Source organism: Microbacterium sp. AISO3 (assembly GCF_002204305.1).
GTDB lineage: Bacteria > Actinomycetota > Actinomycetes > Actinomycetales > Microbacteriaceae > Microbacterium > Microbacterium arborescens.
The window spans coordinates 71,702-97,523 of record NZ_NHRF01000002.1; the positions used below are offsets into that span (position 1 = coordinate 71,702).

Consider the following 25,822-nt stretch of genomic DNA (forward strand, 5'->3'; position numbering starts at 1 on the left):
GGTCGCGGAGCTATGGCGCCCAGGCTCTCCGTCGCCCCGCGAGAGTTCTCGTATGGCAGCGAAAGACGACCGGGGCCGCGCCGGTGAAGAGCGGGCTGCGCGGCACCTGACCCGCCTCGGCTACGAGATACGCGACCGCAACTGGCGCGATCGGCAGGGTGAGATCGACATCGTCGCGGTGTCGCGCGACGAGCTCGTCATCGTCGAGGTCAAGACCCGGCGGACCGCGGCGTACGGGCACCCGTTCGAGGCGGTCGATGATCGCAAGAAGGACCGGTTGTGGCGCCTCGCGTGCGCGTGGATCGCCGCGCATCCGGGGGAGGTGCGCGGGCGCCGGATACGCCTCGACGTCATCGGCATCACCGGCGACGACGTCGAGGCTGCGGTGCTCGAGCACGTCGAGGATCTGCGGTGAGCCTCGGCCGCACGTGGGCGGTCTCGCTCACGGGTCTGGCGGGCGACCTCGTCGAGGTCGAGGCCGACCTGTCGAATCAGACGCCCGCGTTCCGCATCGTCGGTCTCGCCGACCGGGCCCTCGCCGAGGCGCAGCAGCGCGTGCACAACGCCTGCCAGAACAGCGGGCTGCCGCTGTCGCGGCGTCGCGTGACGGTCAACCTCTCGCCGGCGAGCCTGCCGAAGCAGGGGGCGGGTTTCGACGTCGCCATCGCGGCGGCTGCGCTGGCGACAGAGCTGCCGATGGACCCGGCGTCGCTCGCCGACACCGTCCACATCGGCGAGCTGGGCCTCGACGGGCGCCTCCGCCCGGTTCCGGGCGTGCTGCCCGCTGTCATCGCCGCGGCACGGGCGGGACGACGGACGGTGATCGTTCCCGAGGCCTGCCGAGCCGAAGCCGCGCTCGTCGACGGGATTCGCGTCGTCGGATGCCGCACCCTTGCGGGCGTCGCGCGCTGGCACGGGCTCGAGATCGATGGCGACGACGAGGCGGTTCCCGAGGTGCCGGTACCGGCCGCGGACGCAGCGAGCGGGGATGGGTTGCCTGTCGACGATCTCTCGGACATCCGGGGGCAGGAGGAGGCGATCGACGCGCTCGTCGTGGCGGCAGCCGGCGGCCACCATCTGCTCATGAGCGGTCCGCCCGGTGCCGGGAAGACCATGCTCGCACGCCGCCTGCCCGGGCTTCTGCCCGCGCTCGATGACGAGACCGCCCTGCAGGTGGCATCGATACGCTCGCTGTCGGGCACGGTCGTCGACAGCCTGAGCAGAGTGCCTCCGTTCGAGGCGCCGCATCACAGCGTGAGCGTCGCGGCGCTCGTTGGCGGTGGCAGCAGGTCGCTGCGGCCGGGAGCGATCGCTCGGGCGAGTGGAGGTGTGCTGTTCCTCGACGAGGCTGGGGAGTACAGTGCCCACGCGCTGGACTCTCTCCGTCAGCCGCTCGAGGCAGGATCGATCGACATCCACCGGGCGGGGTTCCGGGCGACGCTTCCGGCGAGGTTCCAGCTGGTCCTCGCCACCAACCCCTGCCCGTGCGGACAGTACGGCGTCCGCGGCGGCACGTGCTCGTGCCCCTCGCTCGCGATCCGCCGCTATCTGGGTCGCCTCTCGGGTCCGTTGCTCGACCGCATCGACATCGAGCTCTCGCTCGCGCGGGTTTCGCTGGCCGACCTGACGGCGCGCGCTCCTGCGCACATGACCACGGCCGAAGCGCGGGAGCAGGTCGCGGCCGCGCGAGCGCAGGCTGCAGCGCGGCTGGCGGCGACGCCCTGGCGGACGAACGCCGCTGTCTCCGGAGCCTGGCTGCGCGATGGACCGCTTGCACCCGAGCCGCGCGTCCGCGCTCCCCTCGATGCGGCGCTCCAGCGCGGCGCACTCACGCTGCGCGGCTACGACCGGGTGCTGCGGGTGGCGTGGTCGGTCGCCGACCTCGCCGGTCGCGAGCGCCTGACCGCGGGTGACGTCGGGCGCGCGCTGTTCCTCAAGAAGGGGCTGCAGCAGTGAGCGGCGACGACGCGCGCGCCGCGCTGGCGGGGCTCGTGCCTGCCGATGACCTCGAGGACCCCGAGAGCCGTGAGGAGCGCTGGGCCCGGGCCCGGTGGTCGGTGCTCGCGGAACCCGGTGACGGCGTCGCTGGACTCTCGATCCAACGGCTGGGAGCTGCCCGTGCGCTCGACTGCGCCCTGCGCGATGACGCGCCTCCGCCGGAACTCGACCTGAGCGTGGGGGACTGGCGCCGCGCGTGTGCCCGCTGGCGGCCGCGCCAGGATGACCATCACTATCCGATCGAGCGGGCCCGGCGGGTGGGCGTCAGGCTTGTCGTCCCGGAGGATGCGGCGTGGCCGGCGCACGTCGACGAGCTCGGCATCCATGCTCCTGTCGCCCTGTGGGCACGCGGGCACACGGACGAGCTCGCGACGGCGGCGAAGGCGACGACGGCCTCGACGGCTGTCGCGCTCGTGGGCGCCCGTGCTGCGACGCCATACGGGGTGCAGGTCGCGGCGGAGATCGCGGGAGACCTCGCCGTCGGCGGTGCGACGATCGTCTCGGGTGCCGCCATCGGCATCGACGCAGCGGCGCACCGGGCGTGCCTCGCGGTCGACGGCGTCACGATCGCCGTGCTGGCCGGCGGCGTCGACAAGGCGTACCCGTCGGGGCACGCCGGCCTGCTGACGGACGTGTCGCGGCGCGGTGTGGTCGTGAGCGAGGTGCCATGCGGCACGGCGCCGACGAAGTGGCGTTTCTTGCAGCGCAATCGGCTCATCGCCGCGCTCTCCGATGCCACCGTGGTGGTCGAGGCGGGGTGGCGGTCGGGTTCGTTGAACACCGCGGGCCACGCAGCGGCGCTCGGGCGGGCCCTCGGGGCAGTGCCGGGGCCGGTGACCTCGGCGGCTTCGGCAGGATGCCACCGGATCCTCCGCGAATACGACGGCCGGTGCATCACGAGCGCGGAAGACGTGCGGGAGATGCTCGGATGGTCGAATCAGGCCGGCCCTGCCGTGGCTGTCGAGGGCGACGGCCGTACAGACGATGCCACGAGGGTGCTCGACGCGTTGAGCACACGAACGCCCCGCAACGTCGCGGAGATCGCTCGGCGCTGCGGCGTGGCCGGCGAGGAGGTGAGCGCCTGGTTGGGGCTCCTCACGCTCGACGGCCGAGTCGTGTCCGACGAGCGTGGGTGGCGTCGAACGGCGAGCTGAAGGTCGGCGGCCCGCGAGCCTGGCCCGGCGGCACCGGCGTATCGGTCATGCTGGCTGCATGCTCATCTCGGAGGCGGCGGAGGCGTATGCGGAGCATCTGCTGCGCGTCCGCAGGCTGTCGGAGAACACCGTCCGGGCCTACCGCAACGATCTCGTCGATCTGGCTGCGGCGTCGGGGGACATCGAGCTCGAAGAGGTGGACATCGAGGTGCTGCGTGACTGGGTCTGGCGCGCGAGTGAACGGGGCGACGCGCGCTCGACACTGGCTCGCCGAACCGCGACCGCGCGCGGCTTCTTCGCGTGGGCGACCGAGCGCGGCGCGATCGCCAGCGATCCCGCGCTGCGCCTCGCGTCGCCGAAGCGCGCGCGAACCCTGCCCAAGGTCGCGACCGCCCAGACTATGGCGGCGGTCCTGGACGATCTGAGGGTGCGGGCCGCCGACGGAGACCCGGTCCTCCTCCGCGACCACGCGATCCTCGAGCTGCTGTACGCGACGGGCATCCGCGTGTCCGAGCTGTGCGGGCTCGACCTGGACGACGTCGACAGCGCACGGCGCACGGCGCGCGTCACCGGCAAGGGCGATAAAGACCGGGTCGTTCCGGTGGGCGGTCCGGCGTTCGACGCCGTGCAGGCGTACATGGTGCGCGGGCGCCCGGTGCTCGCGGCGCGCGCCGCGAGCGCCACGGGGGCGGCCCGCGCGGTGTTCCTCGGCTCACGCGGAGGCCGGCTGACCCCGCGCGGCGTGTACGCGACGGTCTCGGAGAAGCTCGCCCCCGCACTCGGGGTGGATGCGGTCGGGCCGCACACCCTGCGACATTCCGCCGCGACGCATCTGCTGGATGGCGGCGCCGACCTGCGCGCCGTTCAGGAGATCCTCGGGCACGCAAGCCTCGGCACGACGCAGATCTACACGCACGTGTCGGGGGAGCGGCTCGCCGCCGCCTATCGCCAAGCTCATCCTCGGGCCTGACGGTGCGCCGTGCCGGAGCGTCGTAGCGTGGAGCCACCGGGCTCACCGTGAGGGACCGGGAACACCGTGAGGAGACGCGTATGAGAACGCCCGCCGTCGTCGTGGGGGCGATCGCGCTCGTCGCGATGCTGGCATCGTGCACACCGGCATCCTCGGACCAGCCCGACCGTATCGTCCGCCCCACCGCGCCCCGGACGGCACCCGCCCCCTCTCCCGTGTCACCGACGACCTCGGACGTGTCGCCGGGCGCGACGGCTCCCGCTGCGCCCGAGGCAGGTGAAGTCTCGTGTGTCGACGGCGTGCTCACGATCCGCGGAAACGACCTCGACGTCTCCTTCGCCGGCGAATGCGATCTGGTCCGGATCGAAGGCACCGCGCTCGACGTCGACCTGGAACGAGCGCGTATCGGCCGTGTGGTCGCGAGCGGCGATCGCCTCGAGATCGACCTCGGCTCCGTCGACTCGCTCGAGGTCACGGGGCAGTCCGCTGACGTCGATGCCGCCGTCGTCGGCGCTCTCGCCGTCGCGGGCGACCGGAACACCGTCGAGGCCGATGAGGTCGGCGCCGTGTCGGTGTCGGGCAACGACAACCGGGTCGAAGCCGACCGTCTCGGGGCGGTCACGCAGAGCGGCGACCGCAACGCGATCGGCTGACGCTCAGCAGCACGGCAAGAGGACCGGCCGGGCCAGGCCGGCGACCATGATGAGCGGGTTGATGTACTCCCCGTGGCGGCGGATGCCGAAATGGATGCCGCGGTCGCCGACATGACCACCGGTGGCCGCGGTGCCCACCGGCTCTCCGCGGGCCACCGCGGTTCCCGGCGCGAGCGTCGTCTCGACCGGCTCGAGGCTGGTCACCAGGCCGTCATCGTGATCGATCGTCACGACGGGCCGGCCCGCCACCGGGCCGGCGAAGGCGATCGTCCCGCCGGCCGGGGCGAGGACCTCGGCGTCCGGGCCCGACAGGTCGACGCCGCGGTGACCGGGCGCGTATTCGTGCGCGGGGGCTTCGAATCCACGGACGACCGTGGGCTGTCGGAGTGGCATCGTCCACCCCGACGGCGGGGCGGGAACGGCATCCGCATGGGTACCCGGGTCGGACCCGGGATCGCCGAGGAGGAGCAGGCTCACCACGACGAGAGCTGCGGCGAGGCTTCGGACGACACGGCGGATCATGTGCCGAGTCTCGAGCCCGTGCCGAGCGCGGACGGTGCGGAGAGCCGACACGTGGAGAAGCCGACCGCCGCGCGCCTCGGGGAGGAGCGGCTCACTGCTACACTGATCACCGCACCTCGCTCGTCGAGGTGACTACGCGTGCCCTGAGCGATCGGTTCTCCGATCGTGGCGCATCTTCCCCAGGTCTCCCGCTCCGGCGGCGAGCGGAAGTGCGTCGGGCGCCAGGAGTACCGGGCCGTCGGCCCGGCGAATCAACCGAAACAGAAGGAGAACGGCCATGGCCGTCGTCACCATTCGCCAGCTGCTCGACAGCGGCGTTCACTTCGGGCACCAGACCCGCCGCTGGAACCCGAAAGTCAAGCGCTTCATCCTGACCGAGCGCTCGGGCATCCACATCATCGACCTGCAGCAGTCGCTGTCGTACATCGACCGCGCCTACGAGTACGTCAAGGAGACGGTCGCCCACGGCGGCACGATCCTCTTCGTCGGCACCAAGAAGCAGGCGCAGGAAGTCATCGCCGAGCAGGCGACCCGCGTGGGGCAGCCCTACGTCAACCAGCGCTGGCTCGGTGGTCTGCTGACCAACTTCCAGACTGTCTCGAAGCGCCTCGCCCGCATGAAGGAGCTCGAGGAGCTCGACTTCGAGAACCCGGCTGCCAGCGGCTTCACCAAGAAGGAACTGCTGCTCAAGAAGCGCGAGCTCGACAAGCTGCACAAGTCGCTCGGCGGTATCCGCAACCTGCAGAAGACCCCGTCGGCCATCTGGGTCGTCGACGCCAAGCGCGAGCACCTCGCCATCGACGAGGCCAAGAAGCTCGGCATCCCCGTGATCGGCATCCTCGACACGAACGCCGACCCCGACGAGTTCCAGTACCCGATCCCCGGCAACGACGACGCGATCCGCTCGGTGAGCCTGCTCACGCGCATCATCGCCGACGCCGCGGCCGAGGGCCTCATCCAGCGTCACCAGCCGTCCGACGAGTCGGCCGAGGCCGAGCCCCTCGCCGATTGGGAGCGCGAGCTGCTCGAGAGCGCTCCGGCTGAGACCGCTGTGGTCGAGGGCGCTGCCGCCGAGGTCGCCGCGACCGAGACGCCCGCCGACGAGGCCGGCGCCGAGGCGCAGACCGAGACCGTCGCCGCCGAGGCCACCGAGAAGTAATCAGCGCGTCTTCCTGACCCGCTACGATCGGCGCGGCCGCGGCTGAGCCCGGCCGCGCCGATCGGCATCCACGAGATCTCCCACAGACAGAAGGAGCCGCCACTCATGGCAAACTTCACCATCGCCGACATCAAGGCTCTTCGCGAGCAGCTCGGCACCGGAATGGTCGACACCAAGAAGGCCCTCGAAGAGGCCGACGGCGACGTCGAGAAGGCCGTCGAGATCCTCCGCCTCAAGGGCGCGAAGGGCAACGCGAAGCGTGCCGACCGCTCCACGAGCGAGGGCCTCGTCGTCGCGCGCGAGCAGGACGGCAAGGTCACCCTCGTCGAGCTCGCCTGCGAGACCGACTTCGTCGCGAAGAACGACCGCTTCATCGCGCTGGCCGACAAGGTCGCCGACGCTGCTGCCGCCGCATCCGCCGACTCGGTCGAGGCCGCCCTCGCCGCCGACGCTTCGGGTCAGACGATCGAGCAGCTCATCAACGATGAGGCCGCCATCATCGGCGAGAAGGTCGAGCTGCGCCGCGTGCGCACGCTGACCGGCGACGCGTTCGAGATCTACCTCCACAAGACGAGCAAGGACCTGCCCCCGCAGATCGGCGTCGTCGTGGCGTACTCCGGCTCGGACGCCGAGACGGCTCGCTCGATCGCGCAGCACATCTCGTTCGCGAACCCCAGCTACCTGTCGCGCGAGGACGTTCCCGAGGCCGACGTCGAGAAGGAGCGCGAGATCGTCACCGAGATCTCCCGCAACGAGGGCAAGCCCGAGGCTGCTCTGCCCAAGATCGTCGAGGGCCGCGTGGGCGCGTTCTTCAAGCAGGTCGCCCTGCTCGACCAGGACTACGCGAAGGACAACAAGCTGTCCGTCGCGCAGGTCGCGAAGGATGCCGGCATCACCATCACCGACTTCGCTCGGTTCAAGGTCGGCGCGTAATTGCCCGAAAGGCCCGCATCCTCGGATGCGGGCCTTTTCCATGCCCATCCGGGCGATACTCTGCAACACAGCGACGAGAGGGACACGATGAACGATGAGAAGACCGGGCGCCGTCGCGTCCTGCTGAAGCTTTCGGGCGAGGCGTTCGGGGGCGGCCAGCTGGGCGTCAACCCCGACGTCGTCGGTCAGATCGCCCGCGAGATCGCCGAGGCGGTCGACCGGGTCGAGGTCGCGATCGTCGTCGGCGGCGGGAACTTCTTCCGCGGAGCCGAACTGAGCCAGCGCGGTATGGACCGCGGCCGTGCCGACTACATGGGCATGCTCGGCACCGTCATGAACGCCCTCGCGCTGCAGGACTTCCTCGAGCAGGCGGGGGCTGCGACGCGTGTGCAGTCGGCCATCTCGATGACGCAGGTCGCCGAGCCCTACATCCCACGCCGCGCGGAGCGCCACATGGAGAAGGGGCGCGTCGTGATCTTCGGAGCCGGCGCGGGCCTGCCCTACTTCTCGACCGACACCGTCGCCGCCCAGCGCGCGCTCGAGATCAAGGCAGACGAGGTGCTCGTCGCCAAGAACGGCGTCGACGCGGTCTACACCGCCGACCCGAAGAAGGATCCGACGGCGCAGAAGATCGAGAGCATCACGTACGGCGAGGCGCTGCAGCGCGGGCTCAAGGTCGTGGATTCGACCGCCTTCAGCCTCTGCATGGACAACCGCATCGACATGCGCGTGTTCGGCATGGAGCCGGCCGGCAACGTCACCCGCGCCCTGCTGGGCGAGCGCATCGGCACGCTCGTCACCGTGTGAGCGGCATCCGCCCGCAGACTAGACTTGACCGGACGTACCGACGAATGGAGTGACGTGATCCCCGAGATCCTCGCTGACACGAAAGCCCGCATGGAACGCGCCGTCGAGGCGGCGAAGGAGGACTTCTCCACCGTGCGAACGGGGCGGGCCAACACGGCGCTGTTCCAGAAGATCCTCGTCGACTACTACGGGTCGCCGACTCCGCTCGCTCAGCTCGCCTCGCTGAACACGCCCGAGGCGCGGACGATCATCGTCACGCCCTACGACAAGTCGGCGCTGAAGGCGATCGAGCAGGCCATCCGCGACACCCCGAACCTGGGCGTGAACCCGACGAACGACGGCAACATCGTCCGCGTCACCATGCCCGAGCTCACCGAGGAGCGCCGCAAGGAGTACGTGAAGCTCGTCCGCTCGAAGGGCGAGGACCACAAGGTCCACCTCCGCGGCATCCGGCGCAAGTCGAAGGACGAACTCGACGGTCTCAAGAGCGAGGTCGGCGAGGACGAGCTCGTGCGCGCAGAGAAGGAGCTCGACGGGCTCACGCGCGCTCACGTCGACCTCATCGACGACGCGCTCAAGCGCAAAGAGGCCGAGCTCCTCGAGGTCTGAGACCGATGAGCGCACCCGGCGACGACGCCCCGTCTCGATCAGAGCGGGAGCGCTCCCGTTCGCGCGAGCACGGTGATTCGACGTTCCAGAATCAGGTGCGCGCCGCTCGGACGGAGTTCGAGCACCAGATCGGCAAGGCTCGCGCTGATTTCGAGCAGGCCAACGAGCGCATCAACGCGCGTACGGGGCGCAATCTGTTCGTGGCGATCCTGATCGGCATCGCGATCGGCGTCGTGGTCATCGGGTCGCTCATCTTCGTGAAGTGGGTCTTCGTCCTCTTCGCGATCCCTGTCGCTCTTCTCGGCGTGTTCGAACTGGTCCGGGCCCTGCAGGCCGCGGGCCGTCGGGTCGATGTCGTGCCGCAGCTCGTGGCCGGCGCCGCGGTCCTGGCGGCCGGCTTCCTCCTCGATGCCGGCACCCACTGGGTGGTCGTGTTCGCCGCCGTCGTGTCGGTCATCGTCTGGCGCCTCATGGCGCAGATGGTGAGCGTCGAGAGCCGCCGCTACGGGCAGGTGCTCAGCGACGTGCTCATCAGCGGCTTCGTGCAGCTCTACGTGCCCTTCCTCGGCAGTCTGCTGCTGATCCTCCTGCGTGAGGACGGCGGTGAGTTCTGGGTGCTCGCGATGATCGCGGTGGTGGTCGGTGCCGACACCGGCGCCTATGCGGCGGGCCTCGCGTTCGGCAAGCATCCCATGGCCCCGCGGATCAGCCCGAAGAAGACCTGGGAGGGCTTCGCGGGAGCGGGCGTCGTGGCCGTGCTCGTCGCGGTCGGCTTCGCCTGGCTGCTTCTGGGACTGCCCGCCTGGACGGGGGTGATCATCGGTCTGGTGATCCTCGGCTCCGCGACGGTGGGCGACCTGGCCGAATCGATGATCAAACGGGATCTCGGGATCAAAGACATGAGCTCGTGGCTGCCGGGCCACGGGGGAGTGCTCGACCGTCTCGATTCCATCCTGCCGTCCACCGTCGTCGCGCTCGTCCTGTTCCACGCTCTGTCCCCCCTGGTGATGTCATGACTTCGACCGAGAGTTCCCTGTCCGCGAGCCCGTTCCCCGAGGTGCACGGGCGCGCGAAGGGATACGACCGGGCCGCCGTCGACGCTTTCCTGCGTCGCGCTCGCGAGGCGTTCGAATCGTCGGACGAGGATGAACTCGACTCCGCCGCGATCCGCGCGACCGCATTTCCGCTCGTGCGCGGGGGATACGCCGTCGCGCCCGTCGATGCGGCGATCGGACGGATCGAGGATGCCTTTGCCGCACGGGAGCGGGAACGCGCCCTGTCGCGCGCCGGTGCCCGCGCGTGGGTCGGTCGCTCGCGGAATCTCGCTCAGGAGATCCTCGACCGGCTGTCTCGCCCCCAGCGCCGGCGGTTCGACCGCGTGAGCGTGCTGTCTTACGGCTACCGGATGGACGAGGTCGATCTCGTCGCGGACCGCATCGCGCGGTACCTCGAGTCCGGCGAGCCCCTCACCGTGGAGCAGGTGCGCTCGGTGGCCTTCCGGATGCAGCGCGGTGGCTACCGCGAAGCGCAGGTGGACGCCGTGCTCGACGGGGTCGTGTCCGTCATCCTCGCCATCGGGTGAGTCTGATGGAGAGATGACCCCCGCCTCGCTAAACTCGAGGGCATTGTGACTTCTCGCTGGACTGTGACCCGACGCACGACGCGCACACCGGTCGCGCGCGTCCCGTCGTCGTCGGCCCCCGCGCGCTGGTCGCGCCGGCGCGGAGTGTCCGCCGTCTTCGCGGCCGTCGCAGCGCTCGGCATGGCCGGCGGAGCCCTCGCCCCGCTCGGGACGGCGCTCGCGGCCGCGCAGGAGAAGCCGGTCGAGGTCGTCTCGCTGTGGGCCGATTCCCGCGGTGACGCTCAGGCGCTCGCAACCGACGCCGTGGCTCCCGCCCCGGCGCACCTCGACCGCAGCGGATTCACCGTCTACGTGGCGCCCAAGCCCACCCCGACGCCGACGCCGACCCCGACCCCGGTCGACGGTGAGAGCGCGGGGACGTCGCGATCCGCGCCGGTCATGTACAGCGGTGGCGGATCGTCGACCGACTGGCTGAGCGCCGCCGGCATCCCCGAGGGCGACTGGGGATACGTCGACTACATCGTCTCGCGCGAGAGCAGCTGGAACCCGAACGCCACGAACGCCTCGTCGGGCGCGTGCGGGCTGGTGCAGGCCTATCCCTGCAGCAAGGTCCCGGGCAGCGGATACGACCCCGTCGACAACCTCAGGTGGGCCAACGGCTACGCCGTGGGGCGCTACGGCAGCTGGAGCGAGGCGTACGCATTCTGGTCCAGCAACCACTGGTGGTGACGGTGCCCCATGCCCCGTTCCAACAGGCGACGGCCGGAGCCGCGCGATGACTCGCTCGAGCGGCTGCTGAGCGGCTGGAAGCGGTCGGAGACGCGTCGTGGCGTCGAATGGACCGTCCAACCCGTGTCGGCGGCGCAGGCGCAGAAGACCTACACGTGCCCCGGCTGCGGGCGTGACATCACGCCGGGGACGGCGCACGTGGTCGCCTGGCGCGCGGACGGCGTCCTGGGCGACGCCGCGGATCTGGCCGCGCGTCGGCATTGGCATTCAGCATGTTGGAGGATCGCATGAGCTTCGAGATCCGTGGACCCGTTCAGCTCCCGGCGCGGCGCGAGGACATCGAGCTGCACACGCTCGACGACCTGACGCTGGTGGGTGAGCTCGCGCTGCCGCAGGACCGCGACCCGGTCGCGACGCTGGTCACGCTGCATCCGCTCCCGACAGCGGGCGGCTTCATGGACTCGCACATCCTGCGCAAGGCTGCGGGCCGGCTCCCGGCCCTCGCCGACCTGGCGGTGCTGCGTTTCAATACGCGCGGGACCACCTCGCCGCGTGGCACGAGCGAGGGTGCATTCGATGGCGGTGTCGGCGAGGTCTTCGATGTCGCCGCCGCGATGGCCTTCGTGCGCGAGCGGGGACTGCCCCGACCCTGGCTCGTCGGCTGGTCGTTCGGCACGGAACTCGCCCTCAAGTACGGGCGCGACCATGACATCGAGGGCGTGATCCTGCTCTCGCCGCCGTTGCACCGCGCCACCGCCGACGAGGTCGCTGCCTGGGCCGACGATGAGCGACACGTCGTGATCGTCGTGCCCGAGTTCGACGACTACCTCAGGCCGGCCGAAGCGCGCGAGCGATTCGCGGCGATCCCGCACGCCACCCTCATCGCGGTCGAGGGCGGGAAGCATCTGTGGGTGGGGGAGAACCAGACCCGTCGCGTCCTCACCGAGATCGTCGCCGCCGTCAACCCCGACGCCCTGCCGCTCGCGGAGGAGTGGGACGACGACTGATCGTCAGCGTTCGTTCTGCCGCGGGATGACGACCTGACGGTAGATGATCAGGATGCTGGCTGCCACCGGGATCGCCACGAGCGCTCCGAGGAGCTGCCCCAGCGCAGCCCCGGCCAAGGCCGCGATGACCACGACGGCACCGGGGATCGAGACCGCCCGATTCATGATGCGCGGAGAGATGAAGTACGCCTCGACCTGCATGTAGACGAGGTACCAGATCGCCGCCCACAGCGCCGTCTGGGGCTCGGAAAGCCCCGGGATCAGACAGGTCAGCACGATGATCGCCGAGCCTGTGAGGGTTCCCACGAGCGGGATGAGCGAGAAGAAGAAGGCGATGACCGCGAGCACGGCGGGGAACGGCGCCCCGATCACGCTCAGGAAGATCGCGCTGAGCACACCGTTGATGACGCCGAGGGACACCTGGCCCATGACGTAGAAGCCGACGGATGCGGTGATCTGCTCGGCGAGGTCGATGAAACGCGGACGCCGCGATGCCGGGACGAGCTGATAGACCGCGGCCTTCAGGTTGGGCGTCGATGCCGTGAAGTAGATCGTCAGGATCAGCACGATGACGGCGCCCGTGAAGCCGCTGATGATCCCGCCGCCGATGAGGATGATCGACCCGGTGATGGACCCGCCGATCGCCCCGATGTCGAGCGAGTTGTACCAGTCGGAGAGGTACTGGAAGAGCTCGTCGACGTTCAGCTGCGGGAACGTGACGGTCAGCCAGTCCTTGACGGCGTTGACCGGGTCCCAGTTGCCGTTGGTGACGAGATCCTGGATGGCCGCGACGAGCTGGCTGATCTGCGACACGATGATCGGCACGACCATCAGGATGATGCCGGCGAAGGCGGCGAGGAGTGCGGCGAACGTGATGAGGAGCGCGGCCCAGCGCGGCAGTCGTCGTCGCTCGAGCCAGGAGACCACGGGATCGAGACCCAGCGCGAGGAAGAGGGCGGTGCCGACATAGAGGAGGATCGTCGAGAGGGTCTGGATCCCCCCGATGATCACGATGCCGACGCCGACGCCGAGGGTGGCGATCAGCGCGGTGCGAAACGGGTTCTGGATCTTCACGAACGCCTCCGGGGTCGAATCACCTCACTTTACGATCCGTGCGGGGTTTCGCCGGGAGGCGCCCCTTTCACGACCTTTTCAGGTCGTTTTCGATACTCTGGAACGTCGATCAAGCGTTCGGTGGTCCCGTTCCGGATGTGGAGAGGTGTTTCTTCGTGCGTTTCGTGTGGGCTGTTGTCGCGTTCGTCCTGGCGACCGTCATGATCGGTGCGGGCATCGCGCAGCGTACGATCCTGCGCGGACCCGAGAGCGTGACCGAGTCGGTGACAGTGGCCGCGGACGCGCCGTTCACGCTCATCGACGGGTCTGTCCTGACATCGCGGCCGGGAGCCCAGTCGCTGAGCGTGCAGGGTTCCGGCACCGTCTTCGCCGCGTACGGCCGGACCTCCGACGTGACCGCGTGGCTCGCGCGCACGGACTACACGCGGCTCGGCGTCGACGAGGAGGGCGCCATCACGACGACCGAGGTCGCCGCCGCCTCCGCGCCCTCGCCGAGTGCGGACGGCACCGTCCCCGCGATGCCGTCACCCGTCGGTTCGGACCTGTGGCTCGAGGAGTTCCAGCGCGACGACGCACTGACGACCTCGTTGCAGCTGCCGGAGGACATGAGCGTCCTCATCGCGTCGGACGGTACGGCCGCCGCGCCCGCCGACATCCAGGTGACCTGGCCCATCGAGTCGAACACGCCGTGGGCCGGCCCGCTCATCGTCGGTGGCGGGATCCTCCTCGCCTTCGGCATCGTCATGTACGCGCTCGGCTGGCGCCACCTGCGCCGGTCGCGCGGTCCGCGACGGAAGGGCCTCCCCATGACCGCCACGCAGCCCATCGACCTCACCGTGGAGGACGAGGCGAAGGGCGTCATCTCGTCGACGCCGCCGCGCCGACGACTCACCCGCGGCCGGCAGGCGCTGCTCGCCCTTCCGCTCGTGTCGGTCGTCGCGCTGTCCGGGTGTTCCGCCGACGCCTGGCCCCAGCTCGCGCCGAGCCCGACGCCCTCTCCCACCGCGACGGTCGTCGCGGATCCCGACCAGGCGCCACCCGCCGTGACCCAGCAGCAGGCGGAGCGCATTCTGACCCGCATCGCCGAGGACGTCTCGACGGCCGACGCGAGCGCCGACGCCGCGCTGGCGGCGACGCGCCTCGCCGGACCCGCTCTCGCGGAGCGCGAGACCAACTACACCCTGCGGTCGAAGATCGCGGATCGGGCGCCATTGCCTCCCGTTCCGGCCGAGCCGCTCGAGATCCTCTTGCCGGAGACCTTCGACAAGTGGCCTCGGACCTTCCTCGCGGTCGTCGACGGCGGCGAAGGCGCGTCGGACACGATCATGACGGTCAGCCAGCAGGACCCGTGGTCCAACTACAAGCTCGGCTACATCGCGGAGCTGGCAACCGACTCGTTCCCGGAGCTCGCGCCGGCCTACCTCGGTGCTGCGCAAGTCGCACCCGATTCGCCGTTCCTCGTGCTGCCGCCGAAGGATCTCGCCGCGGCGTATGCGGACCTGCTCACCAACGGTGACGCGAGCCCGTACGCCCGACTCTTCGAGGCGGAGGGGGATGCCTTCCGCTCGGGCGTCGCGTCGAACCGCGAGCAGATCGTCAACGACTTCAATCAGACCGGTGCCGAGACGGGAACGGTCTCCTTCACGACGCAGGCCGGCACGCAGGCGCCCATCGCCTTGCAGACGCTCGAGAGCGGCGCGGTCGTCGCGGTGACGATCACCGAGGACCACACGTTCACGCCGAGCAATCCCGACGCCGTCATCAACGTCCCCGACACCAACCCCGTGGCCAGCGCCCTGACCGGCGTGTCGCAGTCCTCGACCGGCTTCACCACGACCTACGCCGACCAGCTGTTCTTCTTCGTGCCCGGTGCGGGCTCGTCCGAGCCGATCCAGTTCCTCGGTTACCGTTCCAATGTCCTCTCAGCGAAGGTTGTCTGAATGAGCGATCCGTCTCCCAGTGCCGTGCTCCGCGGAGCCCTCGATCTGTCGTCGCTGCGTCATCGTCCCGCGGCGCCTGCTCCGGCCGGCGCCGCCGCCGAGCAGCCGGCGGGCGGCGGTTCGCGTCTGATCTTCGACGTGACCGACCAGACGTTCGGCGAAGTCCTGGAGCTCTCGCGGACCGTCCCGGTCGTCGTCGATCTCTGGGCGGAGTGGTGTGGGCCGTGCAAGCAGCTGAGCCCGGTCCTCGAGAAGGTCGTCACGGAGCTCGCCGGCCGGGTGGTCCTGGCGAAGGTGGACGTCGACGCGAACCCGCAGCTGGCGCAGGGGTTCCGGGCCCAGTCCATTCCCATGGTCGTCGCGCTCGTCGCCGGCCAGCCCGTGCCGCTGTTCACCGGCGCCGTTCCCGAGCAGCAGGTACGCGAAGTGTTCGCGCAGCTGCTGCAGCTCGCCGCCCAGCACGGTGTGACCGGCACCGTTCCGGCGGACGAGGGAACGGAGTCGGCTGAAGAGAACGCCGAGGCCCCGCTGCCCCCGCTGCACGCCGAGGCCTATGCCGCGATCGAGGCCGGCGACTACCCGCGCGCCATCAGCGCCTACGAGCGCGCGCTCGCGGAGAACCCCCGCGATGCCGACGCTCAGGCCGGGCTCGGGCAGGTGAAGCTGCTCGATCGCGTGCAGGGGCTCGATCTCGGAGAGGCGCGCGCCGCCGCGGCATCCGCTCCGCTGGACGTCGAGGCGCAGCTTCGCGTCGCCGACCTCGACGTTGCCGGCGGGCACGTCGATGATGCCTTCGGGCGACTGCTCGATCTCTTCGCGGCGGCCGACGGTGAGGCTCGGGCGACGGTGCGCGATCGGCTTCTCGAGCTTTTCGGGCTCGTGGGAGACGGCGACCCGCGCGTTCTCGCCGCGCGTCGCCGCCTGACATCGTTGATGTTCTGACGCCGACGACACGGGCCCGGGGCCGTCACCATCGTGACATGCCCCGGGCCCGCCGCGTTGGTGTCAGCTCTCCGAGACTGCGGGCACCTCTTCGGAGGCGTGGTGCAGCCACAGCACACCGAGTGGCGGAATGACCATCGTCGCGCGTCCGTCGGACGCGTGCACGGTTCCGAAGTTGCCGACACCCGAGCCGCCGTACTCCTCGGCGTCACTGTTGAGGACCTCGCGCCACGCGCCGTCCGCGGGCAGCTCGAGCGTGTAGTCGTGCAGCGGGACTCCCGAGAAGTTGCAGATCACGGCCACGGTGTTCCCGTGGTGGTCGCGGCGCGCGAACGCCATGACGTTGGGGTTCCAGTTCGGCGCACCCAGGCGAGAGAAGGCCTCGCCGTCCGAATCGCGTGACCACAGGGCCGACTGCTCGCGGTAGGTGCGGTTCATGTCCGCGACGAACGCGTGCAGGCCGCGATGGGCCGGCTGATCGAGCATCCACCAGTCGAGCTCGCGCGACTCGGACCACTCCGACATCTGCCCGAACTCCTGCCCCATGAACAGCAGCTGCTTTCCCGGGTGGCCCCACATGTAGGCCAGGTAGGCGCGCATGTTGGCGAGCTTCTGCCAGTGATCGCCGGGCATGCGCGTGAACAGGCTGCCCTTCCCGTGCACGACCTCGTCGTGGCTGATCGGCAGGACGAAGTTCTCGCTGAAGGCGTAGACGAACGAGAACGACAGCTCGCCCTCGTGGTGCCCGCGATACATCGGGTCCCGCTTGATGTACTGGAGCGAGTCGTTCATCCAGCCCATGTTCCACTTGAACCCGAAGCCGAGGCCGCCCCACTCGGTGGGAGCAGTCACGCCCGGGAAGCTCGTGGATTCCTCGGCGATCATAGCGATGCCGGGATAGCGCTTGTAGGCCGTCGCATTGACCTCTTGGAGGAACGAGATCGCCTCGAGGTTCTCGCGTCCGCCGTGGACGTTCGGCTCCCACTGGCCCTCCTCGCGCGAGTAGTCGAGGTAGAGCATGGAGGCGACCGCATCGACCCGGAGGCCGTCGACGTGGAACTCCTCGAACCAGTAGAGCGCGTTCGCGACCAGGAAGTTCCGCACCTCGTTGCGGCCGTAGTCGAAGATCAGCGTTCCCCAGTCGCGGTGCTCGCCGCGGCGCGGATCCGGGTGCTCGTAGAGCGGCTGGCCGTCGAAGCGCGCGAGGGCGAAGGCGTCCTTCGGGAAGTGGCCCGGGACCCAGTCCATGATGACGCCGATGTCCGCCTGGTGCAGCCGGTCGATGAGGTAGCGCAGGTCGTCCGGCGACCCGAAGCGGCTGGTCGGGGAGTAGTAACCCGAGACCTGGTACCCCCACGAGCCGCCGAACGGATGCTCGGCCAGCGGGAGGAACTCGACATGGGTGAAGCCCTGCGCGCGGACGTAGTCGATGAGCTGATCGGCCGCCTCGCGGTAGCCGAGGCCGGACCGCCAGGAGCCGAGGTGCACCTCGTAGACGGACATCGGCTGCGAGATGGGCGTCGAGGTGCCGCGGCGCTCGAGCCACGCGGCATCCTCCCACTCGTATGCGCTCTCAGCGACGATCGAGGCCGTCGCGGGAGGGACCTCCGACTGCCGCGCCATCGGGTCGGCCTTGTCGATCCACGCGCCGTCACCGGTCAGGATCTGGAACTTGTAGACCGTGCCGGCCGGCAGTCCCGGAACGAACAGCTCCCAGACGCCGGAGTCTCCCATCGATCGCAGCGCGTGGCCCTGGCCGTCCCAGCCGTTGAAGTCTCCGATCACGCGGACTGCGCGTGCGTTGGGCGCCCAGACCGTGAACGAGACGCCGGGGACGCCGTTGTGCAGACGCACATGGGCGCCGAGCACTCGCCACAGCTCCTCGTGACGGCCCTCGCGGATGAGGTGCAGATCGAGCTCGCCGATAGTCGGGAGGTGACGGTACGGGTCGTCGGCCACCCACGCCGGCGCGTCGTCGTAGGTCGCGACCACGCGATAGGCCTCGGGGCGTGCGTCGAGGGCCGCCTCCCACACTCCGCCGCGGAGGTGGCGGAACGACGCCTCCGGCTGATTCGCGAACACGGCCGTGACCGTGCGCGCAAGGGGACGCCGGACGCGGATCACCCAGCCGTCGGCCGCCTGATGGGCGCCGAGGACATCGTGCGGCGCGTGGTACGAGCCGGTGGCGACCGAGTCGAGGACGTGGTCTGCGGGGGCGTTCATCGGCGTTCCTTCACGTGGAGGATGTGGACGGGTTCGACGAAGGCGTCGAGGCGCACATAGTTGTGGTCGTTCCAGGTCCAGACGGATCCGGTGAGCAGGTCTTCCACCTCGTACTCATCGCCCGGCGCGACGCCCCAGACCGAGGTGTCGAGATGCACGGTCGTCTCGCGCGCGGAGTGAGGATCGACGTTGACGACGACCAGGATCGTGTCGGCCGCACCGTCGGCCGTCAGCGCGGCGGGCAGGTGCTTCGAGAAGACCACCATGGCGTCGTCGTCGGACCAGTGGAACGAGAGGTTTCGCAGCTGCCGCAGTGCAGGATGGGCCCGGCGGATCTCGTTCAGGCGGGCGAGGAACGGCGCGAGCGATTCGCCGCGCGCTTCGGCATCCGCCCAGTCGCGGAACTTGTACTCGTACTTCTCGTTGTCGATGTTCTCTTCCGAGCCGGGCCGGGCGACGTTCTCGACGAGTTCGAATCCCGCGTACACCCCGTACGAGGCGCCGGCGGTCGCGGCGATGGCGGCGCGGATCTTGTAGGCGGGGCGTCCGCCGTACTGCAGGTACTCCGTGAGGATGTCGGGGGTGTTCACGAAGAGGTTCGGGCGCATGAAGTCCGCCGTGTCGTGAGCCACGGAGGTGAGGAACTCCTCGAGCTCCTCCTTGGTGTTCCGCCAGGTGAAGTACGAGTAGCTCTGCTGGAATCCGGCCATCGCGAGGCCCTGCATGGGAGCGGGGCGGGTGAACGCCTCCGCGAGGAAGACGACCCCGGGGGTCTCGTCTGCGATGGTCGCGATGAGCCACTCCCAGAACTGCAGCGGCTTGGTGTGCGGGTTGTCGACGCGGAAGATCCGAACGCCCTGGGCGATCCAGTGCCGGACGACGCGCAGGACCTCGGCGCGGATGCCCGCGGGGTCGTTGTCGAAGTTGACCGGGTAGATGTCCTGGTACTTCTTCGGCGGGTTCTCGGCGTACGCGATCGATCCGTCGGGGAGGGTCGTGAACCACTCGGGGTGCTCGGCGACCCAGGGGTGGTCGGGGGAAGCCTGCAGCGCAAGGTCGAGCGCGACCTCCAGACCGGCTTCGGAGGCCGCGGCGAGGAAGCCGCGGAAGTCCTCGAGCGTCCCCAGGTCGGGATGCACGGCGTCGTGACCGCCCTCGGGGCCGCCGATGGCCCAGGGCGACCCGGGGTCGCCGGGACCGGCCGTCAGGGTGTTGTTGGGGCCCTTGCGGTGGGTGCGCCCGATCGGGTGGATCGGGGGGAGGTAGAGGACGTCGAATCCCATCGCGGCGACCGCGGGCAACCGGTCGCGTGCGGTGACGAAGGTGCCGCTGCGCACGGTGCCGTCGGGGAGCCGCTCGGCGCCCTCCGACCGCGGGAAGAACTCGTACCAGGCGCCGACTCCGGCGCGCTCGCGCTCGACGAGCAGCTCGTGCTCGTCGCCGACGGTGACGAGGGACTGCACCGGGCGGTCGGCGAAGATGTTCGCGAGATCCGCGCTGCGGACGACCGCGAGCGCATCGACCGCATCGGCGGCGGCATCCCGGAGTCGCGCGACGGCCTTGTCGAGGATGCGACGCTCGGCCGCGGGACGGGTCTTGTCAGCGGCGGCGCGCGAGAGCAGCACAGCCCCGGCTTCGCGCATGAGGGCGACGTCGACACCGGCCGCGATCTTGATGGCGGCCGCGTGCTGCCACGTGGCGAAGTCGTCGCCGAACGCTTCGTAGCGGAACCGCCACACGCCTTCCGCGAGAGGGGCGATGAGGACGGACCATCGGTCGAACCCGTCGTTGAGGGGATTCAGGCGGTGCAACGACTCTCGTCCATCGGGCGAGAACAGTCGCAGATGCACGCCGATCGAGTCGTGGCCTTCGCGGAACGCCGTGACGCGGAACGGCACGGCTTCGCCGCTGAAGGCCGAGGGCCGGAACCGGTCGCCGGGAACCGAGGGGGCCGGTCGCTGGAGCGGGATGCGTCCGGTGACCGTGTCGCCGGCAGACGGAAGCGGCTCGACGGTCCGGCGGGGGATCTCGGCGGTGCTGCGGAACGGGGCGGGTGAGGTCGTGCGCGTCGTTGATGCCACGGCTCGAACCTATCGCGGTGCGCGAGTTCGAAAAACGGGCTTGCGCCTCACTCGGCTCTGAGCAAAAGCATCGTCGGTCCGGACACGGCCAGACGGTCGCCCGGGGCGAATCGAGCACCGTTCTCGAGCGGTCGCTCGTCGGCGCTCGACCACAGCGCCAGGAACGACGATGCCGATCCGACGGCGGGCAGCACGACCTCGGCGTCATCCTCCCGCCCGTGGATGACCAGCAGCACGCGGTTGCCGGGTTCGTGGGCCGGCGTCGAGGTCGCGACGTACTGCAGGGTGCGCTGCTCCGGATCGGTCCACCTCGCCTCCGTCATCGGCTCTGCCTGAGCGTCGAACCAGTGCATGACCGACGCCTCGGGCACCTCGTCGTCCGGGTCCGCGTATCGCACCGGGCGGAGCGCGGGGTTCTCCGCGCGCAGTCGGGTCAACGCCCCCACGTGGGCGAGGAGGTCGACCTGCCAGTCCGCGAGCTGCCAGTCGAGCCAGGTCAGGGAGCTGTCGTGGCAGTAGGCGTTGTTGTTGCCGAGCTGGGTGCGGCCCATCTCGTCACCCGCCGTCAGCATCGGCACCCCGGCCGACAGCAGCAGGGTTCCCACGAGGTTGCGCATGGCGCGGCGACGCGCGGCAACGATGTGATCGAGCGAGGTCTCGCCCTCCGCGCCGTGGTTGAACGACCGGTTCGTCTCGGCGCCGTCCCTGCCCTCCTCGCCGTTGGCGTCGTTGTGCTTGACGTCGTACGACACGAGGTCGCGCAGCGTGAAGCCGTCGTGCGCCGTGATGAAGTTCACCCCGGCCAGCGGACCGCGCTCCGCGCCGAACGAGGGCGCTGAGCCCGCGAGGTGGGTGGCGAGACCTCCCACGCCCGCCGGCGAGGTGCCGGCGCGTCGCAGATAGTCGATGTCGCTGAGCCAGAAGTTGCGGACGCCGTCGCGGTACCGGTCGTTCCACTCCTGCCATCCGTCGCCGAAGCCGCCGGTGTGCCATCCGCCGAGTCCGACATCCCAGGGCTCGGCGATGATCTTGTCTTCGCCCAGCACGGGGTCTTCGGCGATCGCGCGCAGCAACGGATGCTGGGGGTCGAACACGTGCTGGGCGTTCCGACCGAGCGTGACGGCGAGGTCGAAGCGGAACCCGTCGATCTGCACGTCCTCGCTCCAGTACCGCAGCGAGTCGAGGACGAGCCGGGCAGCGGCGTCCGTCGATGTGTCGACCGCGTTGCCGCAACCGGTCACGTCGATGTACGCGCCGTCGTCGTGCTGCCGGTAATAGGCACGATTGTCGATTCCCCGGAAGCTCGAGCGCGGCCCGCCCAGCTCCAGTTCGGCGGTGTGGTTGTAGACGACGTCCAGGATGACCTCGATGCCGGCCGCGTGGAGCGCCCGCACCGTGCGCTTCAACTCTTTCAGGACGGCGGTAGGGCCGCTGCGGCGGGCGTCCTGGGTCGCATACGCGGCGTGCGGCGCGAAGTATCCGAGGGTGTTGTAGCCCCAGTAGTTGGTCAGCCCGAGAGCGAGGAGACGCGGCTCGCTCTCGAATGCGTGGATCGGCAGCAGTTCGACGCTCGTCACGCCGAGTGAGAGGAAGTGGTCGATCATGGCGGGGTGACCGAGACCGGCATAGGTGCCGTGCAGCGCCGGCGGGATGTCGGGATGCCGCTTGGTGAGGCCCTTCACGTGGGCCTCGTAGATGACCGTCCTGTCGCGCGGCACGCGGGGCTTGCGGATCCCGCCCCAATCGAATGCGGGATCGACGACGACCGAGCGATGATCGCCCGGAGCTCCGGAGACGATGCCCCGTCCGTAGGGGTCGAGCAGCAGGGTCTGCGGGTTGAAGACGTCGCCCGGTCCGTGGGGTCCGTCGACCCGCAGGGCGTACCGGACGCCGGCGCGCAGCGTCTCGATCTCGGCCTCCCAGACGCCCCCGCCGACGGGCGAGAGCGGCCGCTCGTCCACGGCCCAGTCGAGGTCGTCGTCGTCGAACAGCACGACGTCGATCGACGTCGCCCGCTCGGACCAGACGCGGATGGTGCCGCCGTCATCATGGAGGGTCACGCCGAGGTCGGTGAGGCGGGGGTCGTGCAGTCCGGCCGGGCTGGTGCTGTCGGGCATGCGTTCTACAGTAATGAGCGACGGTGAACGCCCGAGGAGGTGGGATGGTCGTCTATCTCGATCACGCTGCGACGACCGCGCTCCGGCCGGAAGCGCGCGACGCCTGGCTCTCGGCGCACGAGACCCTCGGCAACGCCTCGTCGGTGCACGGTGCGGGTCAAGCTGCTCGTCGCCTCCTGGAGGACGCGCGGGATGCCGTCGCCGCAGCGCTCGGGTGCGAGCCGATCGAGGTCGTCTTCACATCGGGCGGGACCGAGGCGATCAATCTGGCCGTCAAGGGCCTCTGGCTCGCCGCCGACGGTCCCGCCACGGGGCCGATCGTGCTGCCCGACGGCGAGCACCACGCGACGATCGACGCCGTCGCGTGGCTCGCGTCGCGCTGGGGCGCCGCGGTGCGCCCCGTCGGCCTCGATCGCGTCGGCCGCATCGATCCCGCGGTGTTCGCCGCGGCGCTGCCCGGGGCCGCGCTGGCGACCGCACTCGTCGCCAACAACGAGGTGGGGACGCGCAACGACGCGGCCGCTCTGGCCCGGGCGGCGCGCGACGCGGCGGTGCCGTTGCACCTGGACGCGGTCGCGGCCCTCGGCAGCATTCCCCTCGACTTCGCCGCCTGGCGGGGTGGGGGCTCTGCGTCGCATGGCCTGGTGACGATGTCCGTGTCCGGCCACAAGGTCGGCGCTCCCGTGGGCACCGGCGCGCTGGTCGTATCGCGCCACGCGCAGCTGACGCCCCTCGCCCACGGGGGCGGGCAGCAGCGGGGGCTTCGCGCGGGCACCCAGGACGTTGCCGGTGCGGCGGCGTTCGCCGCGGCGCTCGGGATCGCCGAGGCCGAGCGCGTCCACGAGGCAGTCCGGCTCGAGGGCCTCCGTGAGCGCCTCATCGAGGGCATCCGCTCGCTCGTCCCCTCGGCCGAGATCCTGGGCGACCGTCATGACCGGCTGCCGGGGAACGTGCACGTGCTCTTTCCGGGCACGATCGGCGAGACGCTGCTGTTCCTCTTCGACACCGTCGGGATCGCGGTGTCCACGGGGTCGGCGTGCCAGGCGGGCGTCACCGAGCCGTCGCACGTCGTGCTCGCGCTGGGCCGTGAGGCGGACGACGCGCGGGCCGTGCTGCGTCTGACCCTCGGTCGCACGAGCACAGAGGCGGATGTAGACGCCTTCCTGGCCGCCCTTCCCGACGTCCACCGGCGTGCGGTCGCCGCCCGAGCCGGGCGTGCGAGCCGCACGTAGACTGGAGCGATGCGAGTACTGGCTGCGATGAGCGGCGGCGTCGATTCGGCGGTCGCCGCGGCCCGAGCCGTCGACGCCGGACACGACGTCGTGGGCGTGCACCTCGCCCTCTCGCGCGCGGGCGGCACCCTGCGCGCCGGCAGCCGCGGCTGCTGCACGATCGAGGACGCGATGGATGCGCGCCGTGCCGCGGATCTGCTCGGCATCCCGTTCTACGTCTGGGACTTCTCCGAGCGATTCCGTGACGATGTCATCGACGACTTCGTCTCGGAGTACCGCGCCGGACGGACGCCGAACCCGTGCATGCGATGCAACGAGAAGATCAAGTTCGCGGCGCTGCTCGAACGCGCGATCGAGCTCGGCTTCGATGCGGTGTGCACCGGTCACTACGCTCTCCTGGTCGACGGTCCCGAGGGGCGCGAGCTGCATCGCGCGTCGGATGCCGCGAAGGATCAGTCATATGTGCTCGGCGTGCTCACCGCGGAGCAGCTCGCCCACACGTACTTCCCGCTCGGGTCGACGCCCTCGAAGGCGGAGGTGCGCGCCGAGGCGGCCGAGCGCGGTCTGACGGTGGCGCAGAAGCCCGACAGCCATGACATCTGCTTCATCCCCGACGGCGACACCCGCGGGTGGCTCGCCGAGAAGGTCGGGGCGGAGGCCGGCGAGATCGTCGATCGCACGGGAGCCGTTGTCGGGCGCCACGAGGGCGCTCACGCGTTCACCGTGGGTCAGCGCCGGGGGCTGCAGCTGGGAGTTCCGGCGCCGGATGGCAAGCCGCGTTTCGTTCTCGAGGTGCGGCCGGTCGACAACCGCGTCGTGGTGGGGCCGAAGGAGGCGCTGGCGACCGCCGAGATCGCGGGCGGCCGGTTCACGTGGGCAGGGCGGGCTCCGTCCGAGCGGGTCTTCGCCTGTGACGCACAGATCCGTGCGCACGCCGACCCGGTCCCGGCGCGGGCCGAGATCACCGAGAACGAGATCGTGGTCATCCCCGACACGCCGTTCGACGGTGTGGCTCCGGGGCAGACGGCCGTGATCTATGAGGGATCGCGCGTGCTCGGACAGTTCACGATCGACCGGACCGTCTCGGCCGTCCCGGTCGACGCGTGATGGAGTCGGCGGCGTCTCCGAGCGCGTCGCCCAGCGCGGTGTAGCGGAACCGATACCCCGCGTCGACGAGGCGCTCGGGGACGATCCAGCGGCTCTTCAACACCAGTTCCGGTTCGGTGCGCAGAAGCCACATGGCGGGTTCGAGCATCCACCTCCAGGAGGGGATGCCGAAGGGCATCCCGACGATCGAGCGCAGCTCTCGCATGAGCGTGCGGTTGTCCGACGCGTGCGGACTGGCGACGTTGACGACGCCCTGGAGGTCCTCGTGCGCGTCGATCCACCGGAGCGAGCCCACGACGTCGTCGATGTGCACCCAGCTGAAACGCTGTCGCCCACGTGTGCGATACCAGGGTGCGGTGCTCCCGGTCGGGTGATCGCCGATGCCGCGATAGCGACGGTGCGGGATGATCGGACCGTCGATCTGTGGGCCACCGAGTCCCAGGCGCGCGAGCGTCAGCAACATGGCGGTGGCGGGTCCCGCGCCCACCACGATGGCCATTCGGAGGGCGACGCGGCGTGTTCCGGGAAGATCCTCGGCGAAGAACGCGGCCTCCCAGGCCCGCGCGACATCGACCGAGAACCCGGTTCCGAGCTCCCCGGCGGATTCGGAGTTCGGGCGGTCGACCGAATGACGGTAGATCGTCGCCGTCGACGCGTTGATCCACAGCCGCGGGGGGAGTGCGGCGCGGCGGACGGCGTCCGAGAGGGTCTGCGTCGTCGCCACGCGGGAGCGCAGGATCTCGTCGCGGTTGTGGTCGGTGTAGCGGCAGTCCACAGATCTGCCCGCGAGGTTGACCAGGAGGTCTGCGCCGTCCACCAGCCGTTCGATGGCGCCGGTGTCCTCCCACGTGGTCTCCGCGGTACGGCCGATCGTGTCGACCGTGTAGCCGTCGGTGGTCAGAGCCTCGACGACCGCGGCGCCGATGAAGCCGGAGGCGCCGGAGACGACGGCGCGGCGTGGGGTGTCGATCATGACGCCATCG

At 70.2% G+C, this 25,822-nt stretch carries 24 protein-coding genes; 18 read left to right on the forward strand and 6 right to left on the reverse strand.

The window, feature by feature from the left end; all coding sequences use genetic code 11:
* The first annotated feature begins 52 nt into the window (after positions 1–52).
* The 5 genes from CBF90_RS03155 (at position 53) to CBF90_RS03175 (ending at position 4,775) form a co-directional block, all read left to right on the forward strand.
* Positions 53–415, forward strand: a complete 363-nt coding sequence (locus CBF90_RS03155) for a YraN family protein (protein ID WP_088379911.1) — start codon at positions 53–55, stop codon at positions 413–415.
* Positions 412–1,956 carry a YifB family Mg chelatase-like AAA ATPase gene (locus CBF90_RS03160; protein ID WP_088379912.1) on the forward strand — a complete coding sequence of 515 codons (1,545 nt, stop codon included), beginning with the start codon at positions 412–414 and terminating at the stop codon, positions 1,954–1,956. The genes CBF90_RS03155 and CBF90_RS03160 overlap by 4 nt, the downstream gene beginning before the upstream one ends.
* Complete coding sequence (dprA, locus tag CBF90_RS03165) at positions 1,953–3,152, forward strand: DNA-processing protein DprA (RefSeq protein WP_088379913.1); 1,200 nt, start codon at positions 1,953–1,955, stop codon at positions 3,150–3,152. The genes CBF90_RS03160 and dprA overlap by 4 nt, the downstream gene beginning before the upstream one ends.
* A gap of 58 nt (positions 3,153–3,210) precedes the next feature.
* Positions 3,211–4,122, forward strand: a complete 912-nt coding sequence (locus tag CBF90_RS03170; protein ID WP_088379914.1) for a tyrosine recombinase — start codon at positions 3,211–3,213, stop codon at positions 4,120–4,122.
* A gap of 80 nt (positions 4,123–4,202) precedes the next feature.
* Entirely contained in the window at positions 4,203–4,775 is a 573-nt protein-coding gene (locus CBF90_RS03175) for a DUF3060 domain-containing protein (RefSeq protein WP_088379915.1), read from the forward strand.
* A gap of 3 nt (positions 4,776–4,778) precedes the next feature.
* Here the strand turns inward: CBF90_RS03175 and CBF90_RS03180 are convergent, their stop codons facing one another.
* The gene (locus CBF90_RS03180) at positions 4,779–5,297 is read right to left on the reverse strand and encodes a murein hydrolase activator EnvC (RefSeq protein WP_088380043.1); all 519 of its coding nucleotides are present in this window, start codon (positions 5,295–5,297) and stop codon (positions 4,779–4,781) included.
* 277 nt (positions 5,298–5,574) lie between these two features.
* On the opposite strand from CBF90_RS03180, the gene rpsB reads away from it, so the two are divergent.
* The 9 genes from rpsB (at position 5,575) to CBF90_RS03225 (ending at position 12,123) form a co-directional block, all read left to right on the forward strand.
* Positions 5,575–6,456 (forward strand): 30S ribosomal protein S2, encoded by an 882-nt coding sequence (gene rpsB / locus CBF90_RS03185; RefSeq protein WP_088379916.1) that lies wholly within the window; start codon positions 5,575–5,577, stop codon positions 6,454–6,456.
* A gap of 105 nt (positions 6,457–6,561) precedes the next feature.
* Positions 6,562–7,389, forward strand: coding sequence for a translation elongation factor Ts (tsf, locus tag CBF90_RS03190; RefSeq protein WP_023950948.1), 828 nt, complete (start codon positions 6,562–6,564; stop codon positions 7,387–7,389).
* A gap of 87 nt (positions 7,390–7,476) precedes the next feature.
* A complete protein-coding gene (gene pyrH / locus CBF90_RS03195) occupies positions 7,477–8,196 on the forward strand; it encodes a UMP kinase (protein ID WP_023950947.1) in 720 nt (239 codons plus the stop codon).
* A gap of 54 nt (positions 8,197–8,250) precedes the next feature.
* On the forward strand, positions 8,251–8,805 hold the full coding sequence (gene frr, locus CBF90_RS03200) for a ribosome recycling factor (RefSeq protein WP_064956632.1): 555 nt from the start codon (positions 8,251–8,253) through the stop codon (positions 8,803–8,805).
* 5 nt (positions 8,806–8,810) lie between these two features.
* On the forward strand, positions 8,811–9,821 hold the full coding sequence (locus CBF90_RS03205; RefSeq protein WP_064956631.1) for a phosphatidate cytidylyltransferase: 1,011 nt from the start codon (positions 8,811–8,813) through the stop codon (positions 9,819–9,821).
* Positions 9,818–10,387 carry a DivIVA domain-containing protein gene (locus tag CBF90_RS03210; protein WP_023950941.1) on the forward strand — a complete coding sequence of 190 codons (570 nt, stop codon included), beginning with the start codon at positions 9,818–9,820 and terminating at the stop codon, positions 10,385–10,387. The genes CBF90_RS03205 and CBF90_RS03210 overlap by 4 nt, the downstream gene beginning before the upstream one ends.
* 63 nt (positions 10,388–10,450) lie before the next feature.
* The gene (locus tag CBF90_RS03215; protein WP_242435573.1) at positions 10,451–11,116 is read left to right on the forward strand and encodes a transglycosylase SLT domain-containing protein; all 666 of its coding nucleotides are present in this window, start codon (positions 10,451–10,453) and stop codon (positions 11,114–11,116) included.
* A gap of 9 nt (positions 11,117–11,125) precedes the next feature.
* A complete protein-coding gene (locus CBF90_RS18740) occupies positions 11,126–11,407 on the forward strand; it encodes a hypothetical protein (RefSeq protein WP_023950937.1) in 282 nt (93 codons plus the stop codon).
* Positions 11,404–12,123, forward strand: coding sequence for an alpha/beta hydrolase (locus tag CBF90_RS03225; RefSeq protein WP_088379917.1), 720 nt, complete (start codon positions 11,404–11,406; stop codon positions 12,121–12,123). The genes CBF90_RS18740 and CBF90_RS03225 overlap by 4 nt, the downstream gene beginning before the upstream one ends.
* A 3-nt stretch (positions 12,124–12,126) precedes the next feature.
* Here the strand turns inward: CBF90_RS03225 and CBF90_RS03230 are convergent, their stop codons facing one another.
* Entirely contained in the window at positions 12,127–13,197 is a 1,071-nt protein-coding gene (locus CBF90_RS03230) for an AI-2E family transporter (RefSeq protein ID WP_023950933.1), read from the reverse strand.
* Between the two features lie 155 nt (positions 13,198–13,352).
* Here CBF90_RS03230 and CBF90_RS03235 point away from each other — a divergent pair, with 155 nt between their 5' ends.
* A complete protein-coding gene (locus CBF90_RS03235; RefSeq protein WP_172407782.1) occupies positions 13,353–15,137 on the forward strand; it encodes a glycosyl transferase in 1,785 nt (594 codons plus the stop codon).
* On the forward strand, positions 15,138–16,079 hold the full coding sequence (locus CBF90_RS03240) for a tetratricopeptide repeat protein (RefSeq protein ID WP_088379919.1): 942 nt from the start codon (positions 15,138–15,140) through the stop codon (positions 16,077–16,079). It abuts the gene before it with no gap.
* Positions 16,080–16,142: 63 nt separating this feature from the next.
* Here the strand turns inward: CBF90_RS03240 and glgB are convergent, their stop codons facing one another.
* From glgB to glgX, 3 genes are read right to left on the reverse strand one after another with little or no spacing between them, the layout of a single operon-like run.
* The gene (gene glgB / locus CBF90_RS03245) at positions 16,143–18,302 is read right to left on the reverse strand and encodes a 1,4-alpha-glucan branching protein GlgB (protein WP_071918144.1); all 2,160 of its coding nucleotides are present in this window, start codon (positions 18,300–18,302) and stop codon (positions 16,143–16,145) included.
* The gene (locus CBF90_RS03250) at positions 18,299–20,383 is read right to left on the reverse strand and encodes an alpha-1,4-glucan--maltose-1-phosphate maltosyltransferase (RefSeq protein ID WP_088379920.1); all 2,085 of its coding nucleotides are present in this window, start codon (positions 20,381–20,383) and stop codon (positions 18,299–18,301) included. Before CBF90_RS03250 ends, glgB begins: the two co-directional genes overlap by 4 nt.
* Before the next feature lie 47 nt (positions 20,384–20,430).
* Positions 20,431–22,500, reverse strand: coding sequence for a glycogen debranching protein GlgX (gene glgX / locus CBF90_RS03255; protein WP_088379921.1), 2,070 nt, complete (start codon positions 22,498–22,500; stop codon positions 20,431–20,433).
* A gap of 44 nt (positions 22,501–22,544) precedes the next feature.
* Between glgX and CBF90_RS03260 the strand changes: the two genes are divergently transcribed.
* The gene (locus tag CBF90_RS03260) at positions 22,545–23,732 is read left to right on the forward strand and encodes a cysteine desulfurase family protein (RefSeq protein ID WP_088379922.1); all 1,188 of its coding nucleotides are present in this window, start codon (positions 22,545–22,547) and stop codon (positions 23,730–23,732) included.
* Positions 23,733–23,741: 9 nt separating this feature from the next.
* Positions 23,742–24,839 (forward strand): tRNA 2-thiouridine(34) synthase MnmA, encoded by a 1,098-nt coding sequence (gene mnmA / locus CBF90_RS03265; protein WP_023950924.1) that lies wholly within the window; start codon positions 23,742–23,744, stop codon positions 24,837–24,839.
* Here the strand turns inward: mnmA and CBF90_RS03270 are convergent.
* Entirely contained in the window at positions 24,796–25,812 is a 1,017-nt protein-coding gene (locus CBF90_RS03270; protein ID WP_064956626.1) for an epimerase, read from the reverse strand. The genes mnmA and CBF90_RS03270 overlap by 44 nt on opposite strands.
* Positions 25,813–25,822: the final 10 nt, after the last annotated feature.